The following is an 18614-nucleotide window of genomic DNA, read 5'->3' on the forward strand; positions in this document are numbered from 1 at the left end:
TCACTATGGCAATATCATCAGGGATGGTAGTCGATGATCAGCGGCGCATGGTCGGAGAAGCGTTCATCCTTGTAGATCGCCACCTGGTGCGCCTTGCCGGCGATGCCCTTGGTGGCGACATGGTAATCGATGCGCCAGCCCACGTTCTTCGCGTAAGCCTGGCCCCGGTTGCTCCACCATGTGTACTGTTCTTCGCGCTTGTCCAGGCCGCGATGGACGTCGACAAAGCCCACTTCGTCGAACACGCGGGTCAGCCAGGCGCGCTCCTCGGGCAGGAAGCCGGAATTCTTCTTGTTGCCTTTCCAGTTCTTCAGGTCGATCTCGTGGTGGGCGATGTTCCAGTCGCCGCAGATCACCACCTCGCGGCCTTCCGCGTGCAATTGCTGCAGATGGGCGATGAACAGGTCCATGAAGCGGAATTTCGCTTCCTGGCGCTCCGGGCCGGAGGAGCCGGACGGGCAATATACGGAAATGACCGTCAGCGGACCGAAATCGCAGCGCACATAGCGGCCTTCCGCGTCGAACTCGGGGCTGCCGAAGCCGATCAGCACCGCATCCGGCGCGATTTTGCTGTAGATGCCGGTGCCGGAATAGCCTTTCTTCTCGGCGTAGTGGAAGTGGCCGTGGTAGCCGCCCGGGTTCAGGAATTCGGGCGTCATGTCGGTGGCGACGGCTTTTAGCTCCTGTACGCAGACGAAGTCGGCATCTTGCGCCGCCATCCAGGTGAAGAAGCCTTTGGTGGAGGCGGAGCGGATACCGTTCAGGTTTGCTGAAATGATTTTTGGCATAGGGGCACAGGGATTAAAATACAGGCACTTACTACTTACGAGGCAATATGAAAAATTTACGGCAAGAGTTTATCGCGTTTTCCGTGGCAACGGGAGTTTTGCGCTTTGGCGATTTCACCACGAAAGCGGGGCGCCAGTCGCCGTATTTCTTCAACGCCGGCCTGTTCCACGAAGGCGCGACCTTGGCCCAGCTGGCGCAGTTCTACGCGCAGACCCTGCTGGACTCCGGCGTCGAGTTCGACATGCTGTTCGGCCCGGCCTACAAAGGCATCACCCTGGCGTCCGCCACAGCGGTCGCGCTGGCCGGCAAGGGCCGCAACACCTCCTTCGCCTTCAACCGCAAGGAAGCCAAGGACCATGGCGAAGGCGGCACCATCGTCGGCGCCAAGCTGCAGGGCAAGGTCGTCATCATCGACGACGTCATCTCGGCCGGCACCTCGGTGCGCGAATCGGTGGCCATGATACGGGCCGCCGGCGCCGAACCGGCCGCCGTGCTGATCGCGCTGGACCGCATGGAGCGCGGCGCCAAGGACGGCGTCATGTCCGAACTCTCCGCAGTGCAGGAAGTCAGCCAGCTCTACGGCATTCCGGTGATCTCGATCGGCAACCTGGACGATTTGTTCGCCTATTTGTCCGGCGCGACGGCCGATCCGGCCTTGCAGCAATATAAGGATGCGGTGGCGGCCTACCGCGCCCAGTACGGTGTTGCATAAATGATACCGGTGCGGCGCCAAAGCGCGCCGCGCTTTACTCCCTGCCGCCGTATGCTAGACTGTGTTTTCTTTGCTGTAACGTTGACGCTGGAGCAAGAATGAACATTGCAACACTGAAGGTGTACGGTGACGACGAGGCGCTGGCCGACGTGCGCGACGGCCTGCCCGCCGAGCCGGACAGCGATTGGAAGAAGGGCGATGTGCGGCCGGACGGCCGGGTGCGCATCGACTCCGGCTTTTACGTCAACCTGGCCACGGACGAGAATCCCGCCGTGCTGTTGAAGCAGGTGCATGGCTTCCTGATGGAATGCCAGGCGCGCGGCATCTCGTTCGACGCGCCCAATATCGAAGCCGAACTGCGCATTTCCTACGTCTGCGACCCGGCCCCCGGCGCGCCGACGCTGGATTTCTCTTTGGCGGAATTGACGCTGCTGATAGAAATGGGCATTACCCTCAGTATTACTTCCTGATGCGATTCTCCGAAGACAGGCTGACCCGTTTTAAAGGACGGAATGGGGCAGAGCGCACCGTGCATATATGGGAACCGTCACAGCCGCGCGCTGTGATCATGGCGCTGCACGGCGCCCTGGCTCACGCCGGCGATTACGTCACCCCCGCGCTTTATTTCCGCAATCACGATATCGCGACCGCCAGCTTCGACATGTGCGGCCACGACGGCAAACGCCGCGCCGATATTCCGGACTTTGAAATCTTCCTGGATGAGGCCGAATTATTCCTGCAATGGATAAGAAAGAATTATCCCGGCCTGCCGATATTTATCATGGGCCATTCCATGGGCGGATTGATCGCCACCAAATTCGGCCTGGAGCGTTTACGGCGGAGCGAGGATGTGAAAGGTTTTGTGCTGTCTTCGCCGTATTATGTGAACGCGGTAAAGGTTCCGGTGGTGCTGCAGAAGATGTCGGGATTATTGGCCAGGCTGGTGCCGGGAATGAAAGTGCCGGTGGCGTCGTTTACCGATGTATTGACGCATGACGCGGCGATCACCGCGCGCCACCATGTCGACGAAAATGACGGCGTGCGCGCGACGGAATTAACCGTGCGCTTCGGCCATGCTTTGGGCGAGGCGCAAAAGGGCCTGGCCGAGAAAATGCCGGCCTGGCGTTTTCCGCTTTATGCGGTGGTTGCAGGCGACGACAAGCTGGCGGACGCCAAAGCCGCCGAAGCAATGCTGACGACGATAGACGGCAAACTGCTGCGTTATAGTTTCCAGCTGAAGAATTACCACGAGAATTTCAACGAGTCCAATCGCGAAGAAATCTTCGCCGATATCCTGAGCTGGATGCAGCCCCGCATCGGCGCGTAAGCGCCACAGCTCCTCAATTCCATCACTACTTTGTCATTCCCTCGCAGGCGGGAATCCATACATCGCGTCCATTGAGGCTCGGCATGGATTCCCGCTTACACGGGAATGACATGTCTGGGGCTATTTAAGCCAACAGTTGGCGTGATTGAGCCAATTATTGATGTGACAGGCGCAAAAAAAGGCGCCCGCAGGCGCCTTCCGTTTTAGACCGCCGAGTATCAGCCGGCCAGTTTTTGCTTCAGCAGTTCCGTCAGCTGGGCCGGATTGGCCTTGCCCTTGGATGCTTTCATTGCCTGCCCGATCAGCGCGTTGATTGCCGCCTCTTTACCGGCGCGATATTGCTCCACCGATTTCTCGTTGGCGGCCAATACCTCGTTCACGATCGCTTCCAGCGCGCCGGTGTCCGAAATCTGCTTCAGTCCCTTGGCATCGATAATGACATCGACCAGATTCTCGTCGTCCGAATTGGCTTCCCACATCGCACTGAAGATCTCTTTCGCTATCTTGTTGGAGATGGTGCCGTCGGCAATACGCTTCAGCATGGCAGCCAATTGCGCAGGCTTGACCGGTGCGGTGGCGATATCGGCATTCTCGCGGTTCAGCGTGGAGGAGACGTCGCCCATCAGCCAGTTGGCTGCTGCCTTGGCATTTTCCTTGCCGGCTTTATTCACCACGGACTCGAAATAAACCGCCATCGCCTTGGACGAGGTCAATACCAGCGCGTCATATTCAGACAGCGCGTACTCTTCGATAAAACGCTTGCGCATCACGCCAGGCAATTCAGGCATGGCTGCTTTGACGCGGGAAATCCATTCTTCCGAAATGGCCAGCGGCGGCAGGTCCGGATCCGGGAAGTAGCGGTAATCCTGCGCGTCTTCCTTGCTGCGCATCTGGCGGGTTTCTTTTTTATCCGGATCGTAAAGGCGGGTGGCTTGCACCACGGTGCCGCCATCTTCGATCAATTCAATCTGGCGGCGCACTTCAACGTGAACGGCTTCTTCGATAAAGCGGAAGGAGTTCAGGTTTTTAATCTCGCAGCGGGTGCCGAATTCGGTGGCGCCTTTGCGACGGACCGATACGTTAATATCGCAGCGGAAAGAACCTTCCTGCATATTGCCGTCGCAAACGCCCAGCCACATCACCAGGCCGTGCAGCGCTTTGCAATAAGCCACCGCTTCCGTCGCGCTGCGGATTTCCGGTTCGGACACGATCTCCAGCAGCGGCGTGCCGGCACGGTTCAGGTCGATGCCCGACATGCCGTGGTAGTCCTCGTGCAGTGATTTGCCGGCATCTTCTTCCAGGTGCGCACGCGTCAGGTTGACGGTCTTGGTGACGAACTTGCCGTCCTTTTCGTAGCCGAAGGTCAGCGAGCCGCCCTGGACCACCGGATCTTCGAATTGGCTGATCTGGTAGCCTTTCGGCAAGTCCGGGTAGAAGTAGTTCTTGCGCGCGAAGATGGACTGCGGGGCGATTTTGCCGTCCACGGCCAGGCCGAAGCGGATCGCGCGCTCGACGGCGGCCTTGTTCATGACGGGCAGCACGCCCGGCAGCGCCAGGTCGACCGGGCTGGCTTGCGTGTTGGCTTCGGCGCCGAATTTGATCGGCGAGCCGCTGAAGATTTTCGATTCGGTAGTGAGCTGCACGTGGTTCTCAATACCGATGACGACTTCCCATTCCATATTTCTGTTCTCGCTAGTAGGGAGGATTAAATGCCGCTCGGGGCTTGCTTGTGCCACTCGGTTGCTTGCTGGAACTGGTGTGCCACGTTCAGCAGCTTGGCTTCAGCGAAATAGTTGCCGATGATTTGCAGGCCGACCGGGCGCTTGCCGTTCTTGTCGCCCTGGCCGAAGCCGCAGGGGATGGACATGCCGGGCAGGCCGGCCAGGCTGGTCGACAGGGTGTAGATGTCGGCCAGGTAGTTGGCCACCGGGTCGGACTTGGAGCCGAGGTCCCAGGCCACGGTCGGGGCCACCGGCCCCATGATGACGTCGCACACGGCGTTCGGACCGTTCAGCACGGCTTCGAAGTCTTGCGCGATCAGGCGGCGGATGCGCTGCGCCTTCAGGTAGTAGGCGTCGTAATAGCCGTGGCACAGCACGTAGGTGCCGACCATGATGCGGCGCTGCACTTCGGGGCCGAAGCCTTCGGCGCGGGTCTTCTTGTACATGTCCTGCAGGTCTTTGTAGCCGTCGGCGCGGTGGCCGAAGCGCACGCCGTCGAAACGCGACAGGTTGGACGAGGCTTCGGCCGGGGCGATCATGTAGTAGGCCGGGATGGACAGCGCCGTGTTCGGCAGCGAGACGTCCACCAGCGTGGCCCCCAGTTCGACGTACTTCGCCAGGGCGGCGCGCACGGCGCCCTCCACGTCGGCCGCCAGGCCGGCGCCGAAGTACTCCTTCGGCACACCGATGCGCAGGCCGGCCAGCGGCTGCGCCAGGTCGCGGCTGAAGTCTTCCTGCACGCCGCCTTGCTCGGGCGTCAGGCTGGTCGAATCGCGCTCGTCGAAGCCGGCCATGGCGTTCAGCAGCAGGGCGCAGTCCTCGGCGGTCTGGGCCATCGGGCCGCCCTGGTCCAGCGAAGAGGCGAAGGCGATCATGCCGAAGCGCGACACGCGGCCGTAGGTGGGCTTGATGCCGGTGATGCCGCAGAACGCGGCCGGCTGGCGGATCGAACCGCCGGTGTCGGTGCCGGTCGCGCCCGGCGCCAGGCGCGCGGCCACGGCGGCGGCCGAACCGCCCGAGGAGCCGCCAGGCACGGCGCCGTGGTCCCAAGGGTTTTTCACCGGGCCGAAGGCCGAGTTTTCATTGGCCGAGCCCATCGCGAATTCGTCGCAGTTCAGCTTGCCCAAGGTGACCATGCCGGCCGCGTTGAACTTTTGCACCACGGTGGCGTCGAAGGGGCTGACGTAGTTGGCCAGCATTTTCGAGCCGGCGGTCGAGCGCCAGCCCTGGGTGACGAAGATGTCCTTGTGCGCGATCGGTACGCCGGTCAGGGGCGTGGCGGTGCCGGCGGCGATGCGGGCGTCCGCTTCGGCCGCCTGCGCCAGGGTCAGGGCGCGGTCCACGTGCAGGAAGGCGTTCAGCTCGCTTTTCTCTATGCGGTCCAGGAAATGCGTCGCCAGCGCGGTGGCGGAAATTTCTTTGTTCTGCAGGAGCGCGGACAGCTCTTTAATGGTTTTGGTATGCATGGGCTTTAAGAACTTAATCGATTACTTTAGGTACCAGGTACAGGCCGTCTTCGGTCTTCGGCGCCACTTTTTGGTAGTCTTCGCGGCGGTTGGGCTCGGTGGCCACGTCGTCGCGCAGGCGCAGCGCGATGTTGTTCATGTGGGCCGCCAGCGGGTGGCTCAGAGGCGCAACGCCGGTGGTCTCGACTGCCTGCATCTGCTCGGCCAGCGCGAATATGCCGTTCAGCTGTTCCAGGGCGGTACCGGCCTGGGTTTCGCTCATTTCCAGTTGCGCCAGGTTGGCGATGCGTTTTACGTCGGATAGTGTCAGGGACATGGCGAGAAGCGCGGTGGAGCGCGCGGTTGTGATATTGATAAAGAACTTGTAATTCCTGCTATTTAGCCGTGAACATCCCGCGATTGCCGCGCAATTAACGCGTTGCAGAGTCGCACTTTAGAGCGGATTAATGGTAAATAACATTCAAATTATAAGGTAGAATGGCGGGTTGATGCGTAGCTGGCGCCGAATAGGCAGCCGCCGCCTCCCGGATACTCCCTATAACTGCCCGCGCGTGCGGGCAAAGCGCCACAGGATACTCATGTTTGGTTTTTTACGCAGGTATATTTCCACCGATCTGGCCATTGACTTGGGCACGGCCAACACCCTGATTTATGTACGCGGACTCGGCATCGTGCTGGACGAGCCTTCTGTCGTCGCGATCCGCCAGGAAGGCGGCCCGAACGGCAAGAAGACGATACAGGCGGTCGGCAAGGAAGCGAAGCAGATGCTGGGCAAAGTGCCCGGCAACATCGAGGCGATCCGCCCGATGAAAGACGGCGTGATCGCCGACTTCACCGTCACCGAACAGATGCTCAAGCAGTTCATCCGCATGGTGCACGATTCCAAATTCTTCCGCCCGTCGCCGCGCATCATCATTTGCGTGCCATGCGGCTCGACCCAGGTCGAGCGCCGCGCGATCCGCGAATCGGCGCTGGGCGCCGGCGCTTCGCAGGTCTACCTGATCGAAGAGCCGATGGCGGCGGCGATCGGCGCCGGCCTGCCGGTGTCGGACGCGACCGGTTCGATGGTGGTCGACATCGGCGGCGGCACCACCGAGGTGGGCATCATCTCGCTGGGCGGCATGGTCTATAAAGGTTCGGTGCGCGTGGGCGGCGACAAGTTCGACGAAGCCATCGTCAACTACATCCGCCGCAACTACGGCATGCTGATCGGCGAACAGACCGCCGAGGCGATCAAGAAGGCCATCGGTTCGGCCTTCCCGGGCTCCGAAGTGAAAGAGATGGAAGTCAAGGGCCGCAACCTGTCCGAAGGCATCCCGCGCTCGTTCACGATCTCGTCGAACGAGATCCTGGAAGCGCTGACCGACCCGCTGAACAACATTGTTTCGGCCGTCAAGAACGCGCTGGAGCAGACCCCGCCGGAACTGGGCGCGGACATCGCGGAAAAGGGCATGATGCTGACCGGCGGCGGCGCGCTGCTGCGCGACCTGGATCGCCTGCTGATGGAGGAGACCGGCCTGCCGGTGCTGGTGGCGGAAGATCCGCTGACCTGCGTGGTGCGCGGCTCCGGCATGGCGCTGGAGCGGATGGACCAGCTGGGCTCGATCTTCTCGTACGAATGATCTGAGTAAGCGGGGCGGCCTAGAAGCCGCCCCGCTGCTTTTAGGTGATGGTCTAAGGCCGTTCGATGGCGCGCGAGCGCTGGATTATTGGAAGTCATGGAATACAGTCCTCCGCCACTCTTCAAGCAAGGCGCGCCCGCTCGCGTCAAGATGACTCTGTTCGCCTGCATTTCGATTGCCCTGCTATTGGCCGATGCGCGCATGCACGCGCTGACGACGGTGCGCCAGGTGGTCGGCACGGTGCTCTACCCGCTGCAAATGGCGGCCCTGCTGCCGCGCGACGCGGTGCAGGGCGTCGGCGATTACTTCTCCTCGTTGTCGCTGCTGGAAAAGCAGGTGCGCGACCTGCGCCAGCAGCAGATCACCACCGCCCAGGCTTTGCAGCAGGCGCAACTCTACAACGCTGAAAACGCGCAGCTGCGCAAGCTGCTGGAGGCGCGCGAGCACGTGCCGGGCAAGTCCATGCTGGCCGAGATCCTGTACGACGCGCGCGACAGCGCCAGCCGCAAGGTGGTGCTGGACCGCGGCGCCCAAAGCGGCGTGCAGCTTGGCCTGCCGGTGATCGACAACCAGGGCGTGGTGGGGCAGGTGACGCGGGTGTTCCCATTCACCTCCGAAGTCACGCTGCTGACCGACAAGGAGCAGGCGATTCCGGTGCAGCTGCTGCGCAACGGCTTGCGCAGCGTGGCGTACGGGCGCGGCCAGTCCGGCCAGCTCGACCTGCGCTTCATGGCGCCCAACGCCGACGTGCAGGTGGGCGATATCCTGATCACCTCCGGCATCGACGGCGTCTACCCGGCCGGTCTGGCCGTGGCGCGCGTGACGCAGGTGGAGAACAACGGTAACGGCGCCTTTGGCCGCGTGGCCTGCCAGCCGCTGGCCGGCATCCAGAACCACCGCCAGTTGCTGATCCTGATGTCGCCGCCGGACCTGCCGCCACGGCCGCCGGAAGAAGAGCCGCTCAAGCCGGGCAAGAAGGGCAAGGCTGCCAAGGAGGCCGCCGCCGCTGCCGCCGCCGCGCCGGCCCCTGCACCTGCGGCACCCGCACCAGCTGCCGCTGGCGCCGCCGCGCCGGTGGCCAGGCCGCCCGCTGCGGCGGCGGCCGTCCCCGCCGCCGAACCGAAGAAAGACGCGCGATGAATCGTCCACACTACATCCTGCTGCCGGTCAGCCGGCTGTTCATCACTTTCAGCCTTTTCTGCGCTTTCCTGCTTAACCTGCTGCCTTGGGGCCACTTCGTCGGCGCGCCCGATTTCGTCGCGTTGACGCTGGTGTTCTGGGGCGTGCATCAGCCGCGCAAAGTCGGCATCGGCACCGCCTTCTTCCTCGGCTTGATGATGGACGTGCACGACGCGACGCTGCTCGGCGAGAACGCGCTGGCCTACACGCTGCTGTCCTATTGCGCCATCATGATGCACCGCCGCATGCTGTGGTTCCCGATGATGACGCAGGCCATGCACGTGTTTCCGCTGCTGCTGATGGCACAGTCGGTACAGCTGACGGTGCGCTTCATCGTGTCCGGCAAATTCCCGGGTTTCTGGTACTTCATCGAGAGCGCGGTGGCGGTGGTGTTGTGGCCGGTGATCTCCATGCTGCTGCTGGCGCCGCAGCGCCGCGCGGTGGACAAAGACCATACGCGTCCGATTTAAGGGTAGGAATGCAAGCCCGCAATGACTGAACTTAAGAATACCGAACGCGAACTGCACCTGTTCCGCCTGCGCCTGTCGGTGCTGGGCCTGCTGGTGTTCGTCTGCTTTGCGCTGCTGCTGGCGCGCTTTGTCTGGCTGCAGGTGGTGCACCACGACCACTACATGACCCAGGCCGAGGAAAACCGCATCGCTTTCGTGCCGGTGGTGCCCAACCGCGGCCTGATCGTGGACCGCAACGGCGTGGTCCTGGCCAGCAATTACTCGGCCTACACGCTGGAGATCACGCCGTCCAAGCTGCGCGTGCCGCTGGAGACCGTGATCGACGACTTGGCCAAGCTGGTGTCGGTGGAGGCCAAGGACCGCAAGCGCTTCAAGCGCCTGCTGGAGGAAAGCAAGAGCTTCGAAGGCGTGCCGCTGCGCACCCGCCTGACCGACGAGGAAGTGGCGCGCTTTTCCGCGCAGCGCTTCCGCTTCCCCGGCGTGGAAATCCAGGCCCGGCTGTTCCGCCAGTACCCGCTGGGCGAGACGGCCTCGCACGTGATCGGCTTCATCGGCCGCATCAGCCAGAGCGAGGCGAAAGTGATCGAGGCCGGCGACGACTCGCGCAACTACAAGGGCACCGAACATATCGGCAAGGAAGGCCTGGAGAAGAGCTACGAGAAGCATCTGCACGGCGTCACCGGCTACGAGGAGGTGGAGGTCTCGGCCGGCGGCCGCGCGGTGCGCACGCTGTCGCGCACGCCCGCCACGCCGGGCAACAACCTGATCCTGTCGATCGACATCAAGCTGCAGCAGGTGGTGGAGGAAGCCTTCGGCGAGTGGCGCGGCGCGCTGGTGGCCATCGAACCGTCGACCGGCGACATCCTGGCCTACGTGTCGCGGCCCGGCTACGACCCCAACCTGTTCGTGGACGGCATCGACCAGCAGAGCTGGAACGAGCTCAATACCTCGCTCGACAAGCCGATGGTGAACCGTCCGCTGTCCGGCACTTATGCGCCGGGTTCCACCTTCAAGCCCTTCATGGCGCTGGCGGCGCTGGAAACCGGCAAACGCACGCCGAGCCAGGCCATCGGCGACCCGGGCTTCTTCTACCTCGGCGCGCACAAGTTCCGCGACGACGTGGTGGGCGGGCACGGCACGGTGGACCTGCGCAAATCCATCGTCGTCTCCTGCAACACCTATTACTACATCCTTGGCCGCGACATGGGTATCGACGCCATCCACGACTTCATGAAGCCGTTCGGTTTCGGCCAGCCGACCGGTATCGACCTGGAAAACGAAAAGGTCGGCGTGCTGCCGTCGCAGGAATGGAAGCGCAACCGCTTCAAGAAAAATCCGCAGGCCGGGCGCTGGGTCGGCGGCGATACCATCTCCATCGCCAACGGCTCCGGTTATAACGCCTACACGCCGCTGCAGATCGCGCAGGCAGTGTCCATCCTGGCCAACAACGGCGTGGTGATGAAGCCCCACCTGGTGAAAATCGTCGAGGACGGCGCCACCCGCGCGCGCACGCTCACGGTGCCGAAGGAAAGCTACCGCATCCCGTTGAAGCAGGCGAACGTGGACATCGTCAAGGACGCCATGGTCGGCGTGACCAGCGAGCCTGGCGGCACCGCCTACCGCGCCTTCACCAACGCTGCCTACACGGTGGGCGGCAAGACCGGTACCGCGCAGGTGGTGGCGATCAAGGCCAATGAAAAGTACAACGCCAACACCATGGCCGAACGGCTGCGCGACAACGCCCTGTTCACAGCTTTCGCACCGGCTGACAAGCCGCGCATCGCCATCGCCATGGTGGTGGAGAACGCCGGCTTCGGCGGTGCGGTGGCCGCGCCCATCGCGCGCAAGGTGCTGGACTACTACCTGCTGGGCAAGCTGCCGGCCAAGGACACCACCAAGGTGCCCAAGGAAGACGCCGAGGCTTTCGAACCCGTGCTCGACCCGGTGGACGAGGAAGCGGCTGCCATCATCAGCGAGCAGCGCCGCGTGGCCGAAGGCGGCGCTGCCGCTCCTGCCGCCGGTGCCGGACAAGCCGCCACGGCAGCCAAGCCCGGCACGGTGCAGAAGCCGCAGCCGCCGCAGAATCCGCCGCTGATACAAACGCCGCCGCCGCAACCGCCGGCTGCCCCGCGCAGGCACGCCGCCGTGGTGCCGCCGGCCGTGCCGCCGCACGCGCAACCGCCTGCGGCGCTGCCGCCAGTGCCGCCTGCGCAGCCGCGCAAGAAAGAATAAGGAAAGCCGTATGCGCATCAACGAAAGGCGCTCGCTGTGGCGGCGCATGAAACCCTATCTGACCGTGTTCGACATTCCGCTGACGCTGGTCATCGTGCTGTTGCTGTCCACCAGCCTGGTCACGCTGGTGTCGGCCAGCATCGGCATACCGGGCAAGATCGAAGACCAGGTGCGCAATATCTGCATGTCCTTCCTGGTGATGTGGATGGTGGCCAACGTGTCGCCGCAACTGATGATGCGGGTGGCGCTGCCTGCCTACGTGGTGACGGTGGCGCTGCTGGTGGCGGTGGCGGTGGCCGGCACGATCAAGCTTGGTGCGCGGCGCTGGCTGCACATCGGCGTGATCGACATCCAGCCTTCCGAACTCGCCAAGATCGCCGTGCCCTTGATGCTGGCCTGGTTCTTCCAGCAGCGCCAGGGCACATTGCGCTGGCATTCCTATGCCATCGCGGCGGTGCTGCTGGTGGTGCCGGTGTTCCTGATCGCGCGCCAGCCCGACCTGGGCACGGCGCTGCTGGTGGTGATGGCGGGCTTCTGCGTGATCTTCCTGGCCGGCCTGTCGTGGAAAGCGATCCTGGCGCTGGGCGTGGCGGCCGGCGCCAGCCTGCCGGTGGCCTGGTCCATGATGCACGACTACCAGCGCGAACGCATCATGACCTTGATCGACCCCACCACCGACCCGCTGGGCAAGGGCTTCCACATCATCCAGTCCACCATCGCCGTCGGCTCCGGCGGCATGATGGGCAAGGGCTGGAAAGAGGGCACCCAGGCCCACCTGGAATTCATCCCCGAGCGCACCACCGACTTCATTTTCGCCGTCTACTCCGAGGAGTTCGGACTGGTCGGCAACCTGTTCCTGATGCTGCTGTATCTGCTGCTGATCGGGCGCGGCCTGATGATCGCGGCAAACGCGCCCAACTTCTTCACGCGCCTGCTGGCGGGCGCCGTGACGATGATTTTCTTCACCTACGCCTTCGTCAACATGGGCATGGTCAGCGGCATCCTGCCGGTGGTCGGCGTGCCGCTGCCGTTCATGAGCTACGGCGGCACCGCACTGCTGACGCTGGGCTTGGCATCGGGCATCCTGATGAGCATACAGCGCCACCGAAAGCTGGTGCAGACATGATGCGCGGCCCGAACCACAGCACGGTTTCCGGTTTCGGCCGCGCGGCCCGCCAGCGTGTGTTATCGAGCCCCCTGCCGGCGGCATGCCTGGCGGCGCTGCTGGCGCTGGCCGGCTGCGGCAGTGCACCGCAGCAGCCGTCCCCGGCTGCCGAGCATCCCGCCCCGGCGGGCAAGCCGGCCGCCAGGCAGAAGCCCGAGCCCGGCGTGCCGGTGCTGCCGCCGGCCAATTCCGGCCGTGGCGGCTATTACCAGGACGATGGCCCGGGTGAAAATCCGCCGCCCAACCTGCTGCAAACGCCGGACGCCGAAGTGCGCAACGAGCCGCCCAACCCGCGCTCGAACAAGCCTTACGTCGTCTTCGGCAAGACCTACACCCCGATCACGGATGCGAACCAGCCCTTCGTCCAGCGTGGCCTGGGCACCTGGTACGGCAAGAAATTCCATGGCCAGCGCACCTCGTCCGGCGAGCTTTACGACATGTACAAGATGACGGCGGCCCATCCTACGCTGCCGATCCCGTCGTATGCCAAGGTCACCAACCTGGACAACGGCAAGCAGGTGGTGGTGCGCATCAACGACCGTGGGCCTTTCCATTCCACGCGCGTGATCGACGTTTCCTACACGGCCGCGCTGAAGCTGGACTTGCTGAGCAAAGGCAGCCACCAACTGGAAGTCGAGCGGATTTTGCCGGCGGACGCGGAGCGCTATAACGCCGCGCGCGGGCAGCAAGCGTCCGCGCCGGTGCGGCAGACGCTGGCGCCGGTCCAGCCGGCCGTACGCGCGGCGCTGGGGCCTGCGACCCGCCGCGCGCCCGACGAGATGGCCGCAATGTTATATCCCGCGCCGCCGTCCGGTTCCGGCGCCGCCGCTGTCAGTTCCGCCAGCGCCGCCGCCGCGCCCCCGGCGGCGATGCTGGACGCGATGGCGCCGCCTGGCCCAGCCGCCGCGCAGTCCGGCCCCGCCGCCGTACAGCTTGCCATGCAGCCGGCCGCGCAGCCGGCGCTGTACCCCGCCGCCATGCAAGCCATGCCGCGCGCCGCGCCCTTGATCCTGACGCCGCAAACCGCCGCGGTGGCAGCGCCGGCGGCCATGGCCGTGCCGGCATCAGCGACGAAGAGTGGTTACTATCTGCAATTGGGCGCGTATGGCCGCGCCGAGAATGCGGAGGCCGTGCGCGCCAGGCTGGCGATGGACGGCGCACTGAGCGGCCTTGAAATTGTCCCTGCCGGCGATGTGCACCGCCTGTACGCCGGCCCCTACGCCACCCGGCAAGACGCCGCGCAAGCCATCCCCGGCCTGCCGCAGTCCATGGGTCTGAAGCCGCTGATCATCCAGCGTTGATCGCCTGCGCCGATAGCGCCCGGGGAGCATGCCTTGCCGTTCGAACGCGATCGCAGTGAATATGCTGGCCTTGTCTGCTGTTACTTGCAGCTGCGGCTTTCCTGGTTCGGGAAGGCTTTGAGCTTGTCGTCCAGTTGCGCCTTGATGGCGCCGCTGATGTCGCGGAACTGGAAGGCCAGCAGCTTGCTGGCGCTCATGCGCGGCGCGACGCGGGCGCTATGCACACCCTGTTTCTGCAATTGTGCCAGCAGGGTTTGCGCCGCCGCTTCCGTCTTGAACACCCCCAGCGAAATGGCCCAGCGCATGGCGGGGGTGTCGGACATGATGAAGTAGTCCGAAATGCCCAGCGCGCGCAGTTCGGCCGCTTTCTTGTCGGCGCCTTCCTTGCTTCCCTGCGGGGGGATATGCACGAGGTAGCTGGAAATTTCGGTGCCCGGCAGATTGCGGCGGGCTTGGCGGTCGCCCAGTCCGAGCGGCGCCACGGCCGCCTCGAAGCGGCGTGCGTCGGCCAGTGCGAAGTTGCCCACTTCGTAGCAGGCGACGGTTTCAGCCTTCTTTTCTGGCGCCGGCGCGGCCGTGCTTTCGGCCACGGCCGGCTTGAGCGCGGCGACTGCCGCTTCCGCCTTGGCGGCCGGGATCAGCACCAGCTTGTCGCTGTTCTGCTGGTTCTTCAGGCGTGCCGGTTCGCGCTCGTTGCCGCTGAAATGGCCGAGGTAGCCTTGCCCGTAGGCGTAAAGGGCGCCGTTCACTGCGAATAGCAACCAGAAGATGAGTTTCAGCACGGCGTTTCCAAATCAAGGGCTGCCGGCGGCAGCATGTAAACCGATCAGCACGATATTGTCCACCAGGCGATGCGGGATGCCGGTCGGCAGGGCTTGGGCGATATAGCCCGCCGCGCCGCCGGAAACCAGGCATTCCTGCGCCCGGTGCAGCGCGCAAGCGTGTTCGATGGCGCCCGCTTGCGCGGCCAGCAGGCCGCTCAGGATGGCGTCGTCCGTGTTGTCGGCGAATCCTGACGGCAGCTTACCGCCTTGCGCAACCTGCGGCAACTGCGCCGTGTTGCGCGCCAGCGAAGTGGCCATCAGGCCAAGGCCCGGCAGTATCATCCCGCCCAGGAAGACGCCGTCGGCAGTCACCGCGTCGATGGTAGTGGCGGTGCCGCAGTTGGCCACGATGATGGCCTTGCCAGGCGCCAGCGCATGCGCGCCGATGGCGGCGGCAAAGCGGTCGCAGCCCAGCTGCGCGGGATTGCGGTAGCCGTTTTTGACGCCGGCGCGTTCGGCCACGGAGGCGAACCATTCGATGCCGTCCGCCGCGACCAGCAGCGCACCCGGCGGACGCGCGGAAGCGAGCGCTGCGGCGCCTGCGTCTCCGCCGGCCGTCAGCATGTGCGTCAGCCGGTCGCGCAGTGCTGTACCGGCCACGTTGGCGGCCAGGACGCGGCTAACCGGGCTGCGGCCTTGGGCCACGCGCGCGGCGTGCGCGGCGTGCCAGGCGGCGGGCAGTTGGGCAGCGTCGGCGTGCATCACGGCGCCGTAGTCCAGCCAGTCGCCGGGCGCGGCGTCCGGTTCGGCCAGCGCCCATTTGATGCGGGTATTGCCCGCGTCGATCAGCAGCATCATGGCGCCAGCCTCAGCGAGACGTCGCCGGACAGCACGGCCACGCGGCCTTGCGCGGTGTCGAGCAGCAGACGGCCCGCGCCGTCCACGCCGGCGGTGCGGCCTTCGTGCAGCGGCTCGCCGTGATCGAGGATGCGCACGGTCTGGCCGTGCCACGCCTGCAGGCGGTTCCAGCGTTCCGTGAAGGCGGCGAAGCCGGTGTCGTCGAACTCGGCCAGCACGGCGGCCAAACGGTTCAGCAGCGCGGCCATCAGTTCGTTGCGGTCCATCTGCGCCAGCCAAGGCGCGGAGGCGACCTCGCGGCCGATGTCCGCTTCCAGCTGGTCCGGCATCAGCAGGTTGATGCCCGCGCCGATCACGGCCCAGATGGCGCCGTCCTGCGCAGCCTGCGTTTCAACCAGGATGCCGGCCAGCTTGGCGCCATCCTTGAGCAAATCGTTCGGCCACTTCAGCTGCACCGGCACGCCCAGCGCCACGATGGCCTCGGCCAGCGCCACGCCCACCGCCAGCGGCAGCCCGGCCAGGTGTTGCAGCGGGCCCTTGAAGCGCCACGCCAGAGAAAACGTCATGGTGGCGCCGGGCGCGGACAGCCACGCGCGGCCGGCGCGGCCACGGCCGGCGGTCTGGCGTTCGGCGATCAGCAGCACCGGGCCGCGCATGGCGCCGCCGTCACCGCCGCCAGCGCCGCCACCATTTACGCGTTGGAGCAGGTCCACATTGGTGGAGCCGGTTTCAGCCACCACTTCGATGGCCACATGGGATGCGCATTCGGCGCAATGGCGCGCAATCGCGCCGGGGGACATGCGCTGGTTCATTGCGGGTCTGCCTTGGCAACTTTGCGCGCCTTGTGCGGCGCGTTGATGAAGGCGAAGTCGTAGACGGCGTTCGGCAGCAGGCGCAGCACCTTGGCCACCACGCCCATCTGCCACGGGATGACGGCGTAGCTGCTGCCGCGCTCGATGGTGCGCATGGCGGCGGCCGCGAACCTGTCGGGCGCCATCAGGAAGGGCATGGGATAAGCGTTGTGGCGCGTCATCGGCGTGTCGATATAGCCGGGTGAAATGGTCACGACATCGATGCCGTGGGGCCTCATTTCCAGCCGCAGCGATTCGCAATAGCTGATCACCGCCGCCTTCGACGCGCTGTAGGCGGCCGCGCCGGGCAGGCCGCGTATGCCCGCCACGCTGCCGATGCCGACCAGGCGCGCGGGCGTGCGTTGCATCTTCATGGCGGCGATGAAGGGCGCGAAGGTGGCCACGGTGGCGTTCAGGTTGGTGGCGATGATGGCCTCGAACACCGGCAAATCCTCCGCGTGTTCGGTCAGCGTGCCGTGCGAGATGCCGGCGTTGGCGATGACGATGTCGGCGCCGCCGGTGTACTCGATGAAGTCCATGGCCGCCGCGCGGATGGCGGCGTGGTCGCGCACGTCGACCGCGTAGGCGCGGTGCTTGTCAGGGAAGGGCAGGGTGGCGATCAGCGCCTGCAGATTGTCGCCGCGCCGGGCCAGCAGGCCCAGGGTGGCACCGTGCTGTGCGTAGCGCAGCGCCAGGGCCGCGCCTATGCCGCTGGACGCGCCTGTGATGAATACGCGTTTCAACGGCAGCCCATGCTTATTTCTTTTCCGCTTTCGCCTTGGCGACGAGGAAGTCCATCACTTGCAGCGCGGCCGCCTGCAGTTCCGCTTCGGACGGGTTGCCCTGCATGCCTGCGCTGGCCAGGTGCGGCGACGCCTGGAAGCGGCCATCGATGACGATGGTCGGCCAGGATTCGATCTTGTAGCTGTCCATCATGCCGTCGGCACGCTTGACCTTGGCCTGCACGCCGAAGGAGCGGTAGGTGTCGATGAACTTTTGGCGGTCGATGCCTTGCGCGGCAACCCAGTCGAACACCTGTTCGTCGCGGTTGAGGCGGTTGCGTTCGACGTGCATCGCGTGGAACACCTTCTTGTGGTACTGGTTCAGCAGGCCCATGGCTTCCAGCGTGAAGAAGAGGCGCTGCTGCGGCAGCACGCTTTCGTCGCGCGGCACATGGACGCGCTTGAAGACGATGTTGTCGCCCTGTTTCTTGACCCAGGCTTCAAGCTGCGCTTCCAGCGCGTTGCAGTGCGGGCAGTAATAGGCGAAAAATTCGATGACTTCGATTTTCTTGCCGGTGTCGGTCGGCTGCGGCGAGGCCAGCGTCTGGTACTCCACGCCGCTGACCGGCGCGGCCGGGGACGCGGTGGCCGCGAAGGCCACGCTGCACAGCGCCAACGCGCCCAGGATCTGCTTCAGGATACGCATGCTTGCTTCCTCATTTCTGGTTGCGCACTACCGCCACGTCAATGCCGTTTTCGGACAGTTTGCTGCGCACCTTGTTCATCGTCTCCACCTGGTTGTACGGCCCCACGCGCACGCGGTGCAGCACGCCGGTATCGGTGGTGCGGTCGGTCACGGTCGCTTCGAAGCCCAGCAGGGCCAGTTTGGCGCGTGTGTTTTCGGCGTCCGCCACTTCGCGGAAAGCGCCCGCCTGCAGATAATATACAAACTTGTCGTCGCCTGCCGCGGCTGCTGCCGGAGCCGGAGCCGCCGCCGCGGCAGCAGGCCCCGTCGGAGTGGGCACCACGTTGGTCGCGCCGGGTTTGGTCTTGCTGGCCGCCTCGATCTTGTCCACCACCTGCTGCAACTCGTCCACCGGCTTGGCGGCCGGCGTGGCCGGCGCCGGACGCGCGGTGACCGGCGTTGCGGGCGTGGCCGCGTTCTGGTCGCGCGAGAAGTCCCGAGCCGCTTCACGCGCAGCTTCCTTGCTTCCGTACATGGGCTTGTTCGGATCGGAGATCTGTCCCGCCGTCGGTTCCGCCGCCTTGCCCACTTTGCCGGACTTGTCGGTGAAAGGCGTCGAGCCCTTGCTGATCACCAGCGCCACGATGACAGCGATAACCAGGCCGATGACCAGGCCGATGATGATGCCGAGCAGCGTGTTGCCTTGCTGCGTATGCAAAGAAGTAGGGCGGGAGCGGAAACTCATTGTGC

At 64.7% G+C, this 18614-nt stretch carries 19 protein-coding genes; 9 read left to right on the top strand and 10 right to left on the bottom strand.

Annotation, left to right across the window (positions count from 1 at the left end; all coding sequences use genetic code 11):
• Positions 1 to 17 precede the first annotated feature (17 nt).
• A complete protein-coding gene (locus tag ACSQ8Y_RS29465) occupies positions 18 to 788 on the bottom strand; it encodes an exodeoxyribonuclease III (protein WP_436270140.1) in 771 nt (256 codons plus the stop codon).
• 47 nt (positions 789 to 835) lie between these two features.
• Here ACSQ8Y_RS29465 and pyrE point away from each other — a divergent pair, with 47 nt between their 5' ends.
• The 3 genes from pyrE to ACSQ8Y_RS29480 all read left to right on the top strand — a co-directional run bounded on the left by pyrE (position 836) and on the right by ACSQ8Y_RS29480 (position 2828).
• Complete coding sequence (gene pyrE / locus ACSQ8Y_RS29470) at positions 836 to 1501, top strand: orotate phosphoribosyltransferase (protein ID WP_436270141.1); 666 nt, start codon at positions 836 to 838, stop codon at positions 1499 to 1501.
• 98 nt (positions 1502 to 1599) lie between these two features.
• A complete protein-coding gene (locus tag ACSQ8Y_RS29475; protein ID WP_436270142.1) occupies positions 1600 to 1971 on the top strand; it encodes a hypothetical protein in 372 nt (123 codons plus the stop codon).
• A complete protein-coding gene (locus ACSQ8Y_RS29480; RefSeq protein ID WP_436270143.1) occupies positions 1971 to 2828 on the top strand; it encodes an alpha/beta fold hydrolase in 858 nt (285 codons plus the stop codon). The genes ACSQ8Y_RS29475 and ACSQ8Y_RS29480 overlap by 1 nt, the downstream gene beginning before the upstream one ends.
• A gap of 218 nt (positions 2829 to 3046) precedes the next feature.
• Here the strand turns inward: ACSQ8Y_RS29480 and gatB are convergent, their stop codons facing one another.
• Genes gatB through gatC form a run of 3 tightly spaced genes read right to left on the bottom strand, consistent with a single transcriptional unit; the run spans position 3047 to position 6331 of the window.
• A complete protein-coding gene (gene gatB, locus ACSQ8Y_RS29485) occupies positions 3047 to 4507 on the bottom strand; it encodes an Asp-tRNA(Asn)/Glu-tRNA(Gln) amidotransferase subunit GatB (RefSeq protein WP_436270144.1) in 1461 nt (486 codons plus the stop codon).
• Between the two features lie 26 nt (positions 4508 to 4533).
• The gene (gene gatA, locus ACSQ8Y_RS29490; RefSeq protein WP_436270145.1) at positions 4534 to 6015 is read right to left on the bottom strand and encodes an Asp-tRNA(Asn)/Glu-tRNA(Gln) amidotransferase subunit GatA; all 1482 of its coding nucleotides are present in this window, start codon (positions 6013 to 6015) and stop codon (positions 4534 to 4536) included.
• A gap of 13 nt (positions 6016 to 6028) precedes the next feature.
• Positions 6029 to 6331: an Asp-tRNA(Asn)/Glu-tRNA(Gln) amidotransferase subunit GatC gene (gene gatC, locus ACSQ8Y_RS29495; RefSeq protein ID WP_436270146.1), complete on the bottom strand. Its 303-nt coding sequence runs from the start codon at positions 6329 to 6331 to the stop codon at positions 6029 to 6031.
• Between the two features lie 262 nt (positions 6332 to 6593).
• On the opposite strand from gatC, the gene ACSQ8Y_RS29500 reads away from it, so the two are divergent.
• The 6 genes from ACSQ8Y_RS29500 to ACSQ8Y_RS29525 all read left to right on the top strand — a co-directional run bounded on the left by ACSQ8Y_RS29500 (position 6594) and on the right by ACSQ8Y_RS29525 (position 13984).
• Complete coding sequence (locus ACSQ8Y_RS29500) at positions 6594 to 7637, top strand: rod shape-determining protein (protein ID WP_436270147.1); 1044 nt, start codon at positions 6594 to 6596, stop codon at positions 7635 to 7637.
• Positions 7638 to 7733: 96 nt separating this feature from the next.
• Positions 7734 to 8777: a rod shape-determining protein MreC gene (gene mreC, locus ACSQ8Y_RS29505; protein WP_436270148.1), complete on the top strand. Its 1044-nt coding sequence runs from the start codon at positions 7734 to 7736 to the stop codon at positions 8775 to 8777.
• Complete coding sequence (gene mreD, locus ACSQ8Y_RS29510; RefSeq protein WP_436270149.1) at positions 8774 to 9286, top strand: rod shape-determining protein MreD; 513 nt, start codon at positions 8774 to 8776, stop codon at positions 9284 to 9286. Before mreC ends, mreD begins: the two co-directional genes overlap by 4 nt.
• 21 nt (positions 9287 to 9307) lie before the next feature.
• Positions 9308 to 11518, top strand: a complete 2211-nt coding sequence (mrdA, locus tag ACSQ8Y_RS29515) for a penicillin-binding protein 2 (RefSeq protein WP_436270150.1) — start codon at positions 9308 to 9310, stop codon at positions 11516 to 11518.
• A 10-nt stretch (positions 11519 to 11528) separates the two neighbouring features.
• The gene (gene rodA, locus ACSQ8Y_RS29520; protein WP_436270151.1) at positions 11529 to 12644 is read left to right on the top strand and encodes a rod shape-determining protein RodA; all 1116 of its coding nucleotides are present in this window, start codon (positions 11529 to 11531) and stop codon (positions 12642 to 12644) included.
• The gene (locus ACSQ8Y_RS29525; protein ID WP_436270152.1) at positions 12641 to 13984 is read left to right on the top strand and encodes a septal ring lytic transglycosylase RlpA family protein; all 1344 of its coding nucleotides are present in this window, start codon (positions 12641 to 12643) and stop codon (positions 13982 to 13984) included. Before rodA ends, ACSQ8Y_RS29525 begins: the two co-directional genes overlap by 4 nt.
• 80 nt (positions 13985 to 14064) lie before the next feature.
• Here ACSQ8Y_RS29525 and ACSQ8Y_RS29530 read toward each other — a convergent pair whose 3' ends face one another.
• The 6 genes from ACSQ8Y_RS29530 to ACSQ8Y_RS29555 are packed head-to-tail and all read right to left on the bottom strand — an operon-like array spanning position 14065 to position 18609.
• Entirely contained in the window at positions 14065 to 14766 is a 702-nt protein-coding gene (locus ACSQ8Y_RS29530) for an SPOR domain-containing protein (protein WP_436270153.1), read from the bottom strand.
• Positions 14767 to 14778: 12 nt separating this feature from the next.
• Positions 14779 to 15606 carry a type III pantothenate kinase gene (locus tag ACSQ8Y_RS29535; RefSeq protein WP_436270154.1) on the bottom strand — a complete coding sequence of 276 codons (828 nt, stop codon included), beginning with the start codon at positions 15604 to 15606 and terminating at the stop codon, positions 14779 to 14781.
• Positions 15603 to 16418, bottom strand: a complete 816-nt coding sequence (locus ACSQ8Y_RS29540; RefSeq protein WP_436270155.1) for a biotin--[acetyl-CoA-carboxylase] ligase — start codon at positions 16416 to 16418, stop codon at positions 15603 to 15605. Before ACSQ8Y_RS29540 ends, ACSQ8Y_RS29535 begins: the two co-directional genes overlap by 4 nt.
• A complete protein-coding gene (locus tag ACSQ8Y_RS29545) occupies positions 16415 to 17200 on the bottom strand; it encodes an SDR family oxidoreductase (protein WP_436270156.1) in 786 nt (261 codons plus the stop codon). The genes ACSQ8Y_RS29540 and ACSQ8Y_RS29545 overlap by 4 nt, the downstream gene beginning before the upstream one ends.
• A 13-nt stretch (positions 17201 to 17213) precedes the next feature.
• Positions 17214 to 17885 (bottom strand): thiol:disulfide interchange protein DsbA/DsbL, encoded by a 672-nt coding sequence (locus tag ACSQ8Y_RS29550; RefSeq protein WP_436270157.1) that lies wholly within the window; start codon positions 17883 to 17885, stop codon positions 17214 to 17216.
• Positions 17886 to 17895: 10 nt separating this feature from the next.
• Positions 17896 to 18609 (bottom strand): SPOR domain-containing protein, encoded by a 714-nt coding sequence (locus ACSQ8Y_RS29555; RefSeq protein WP_436270158.1) that lies wholly within the window; start codon positions 18607 to 18609, stop codon positions 17896 to 17898.
• Positions 18610 to 18614 lie beyond the last annotated feature (5 nt).

Origin of the sequence: Pseudoduganella sp. LjRoot289, from assembly GCF_964252925.1 — a bacterium.
GTDB lineage: Bacteria > Pseudomonadota > Gammaproteobacteria > Burkholderiales > Burkholderiaceae_D > Rugamonas.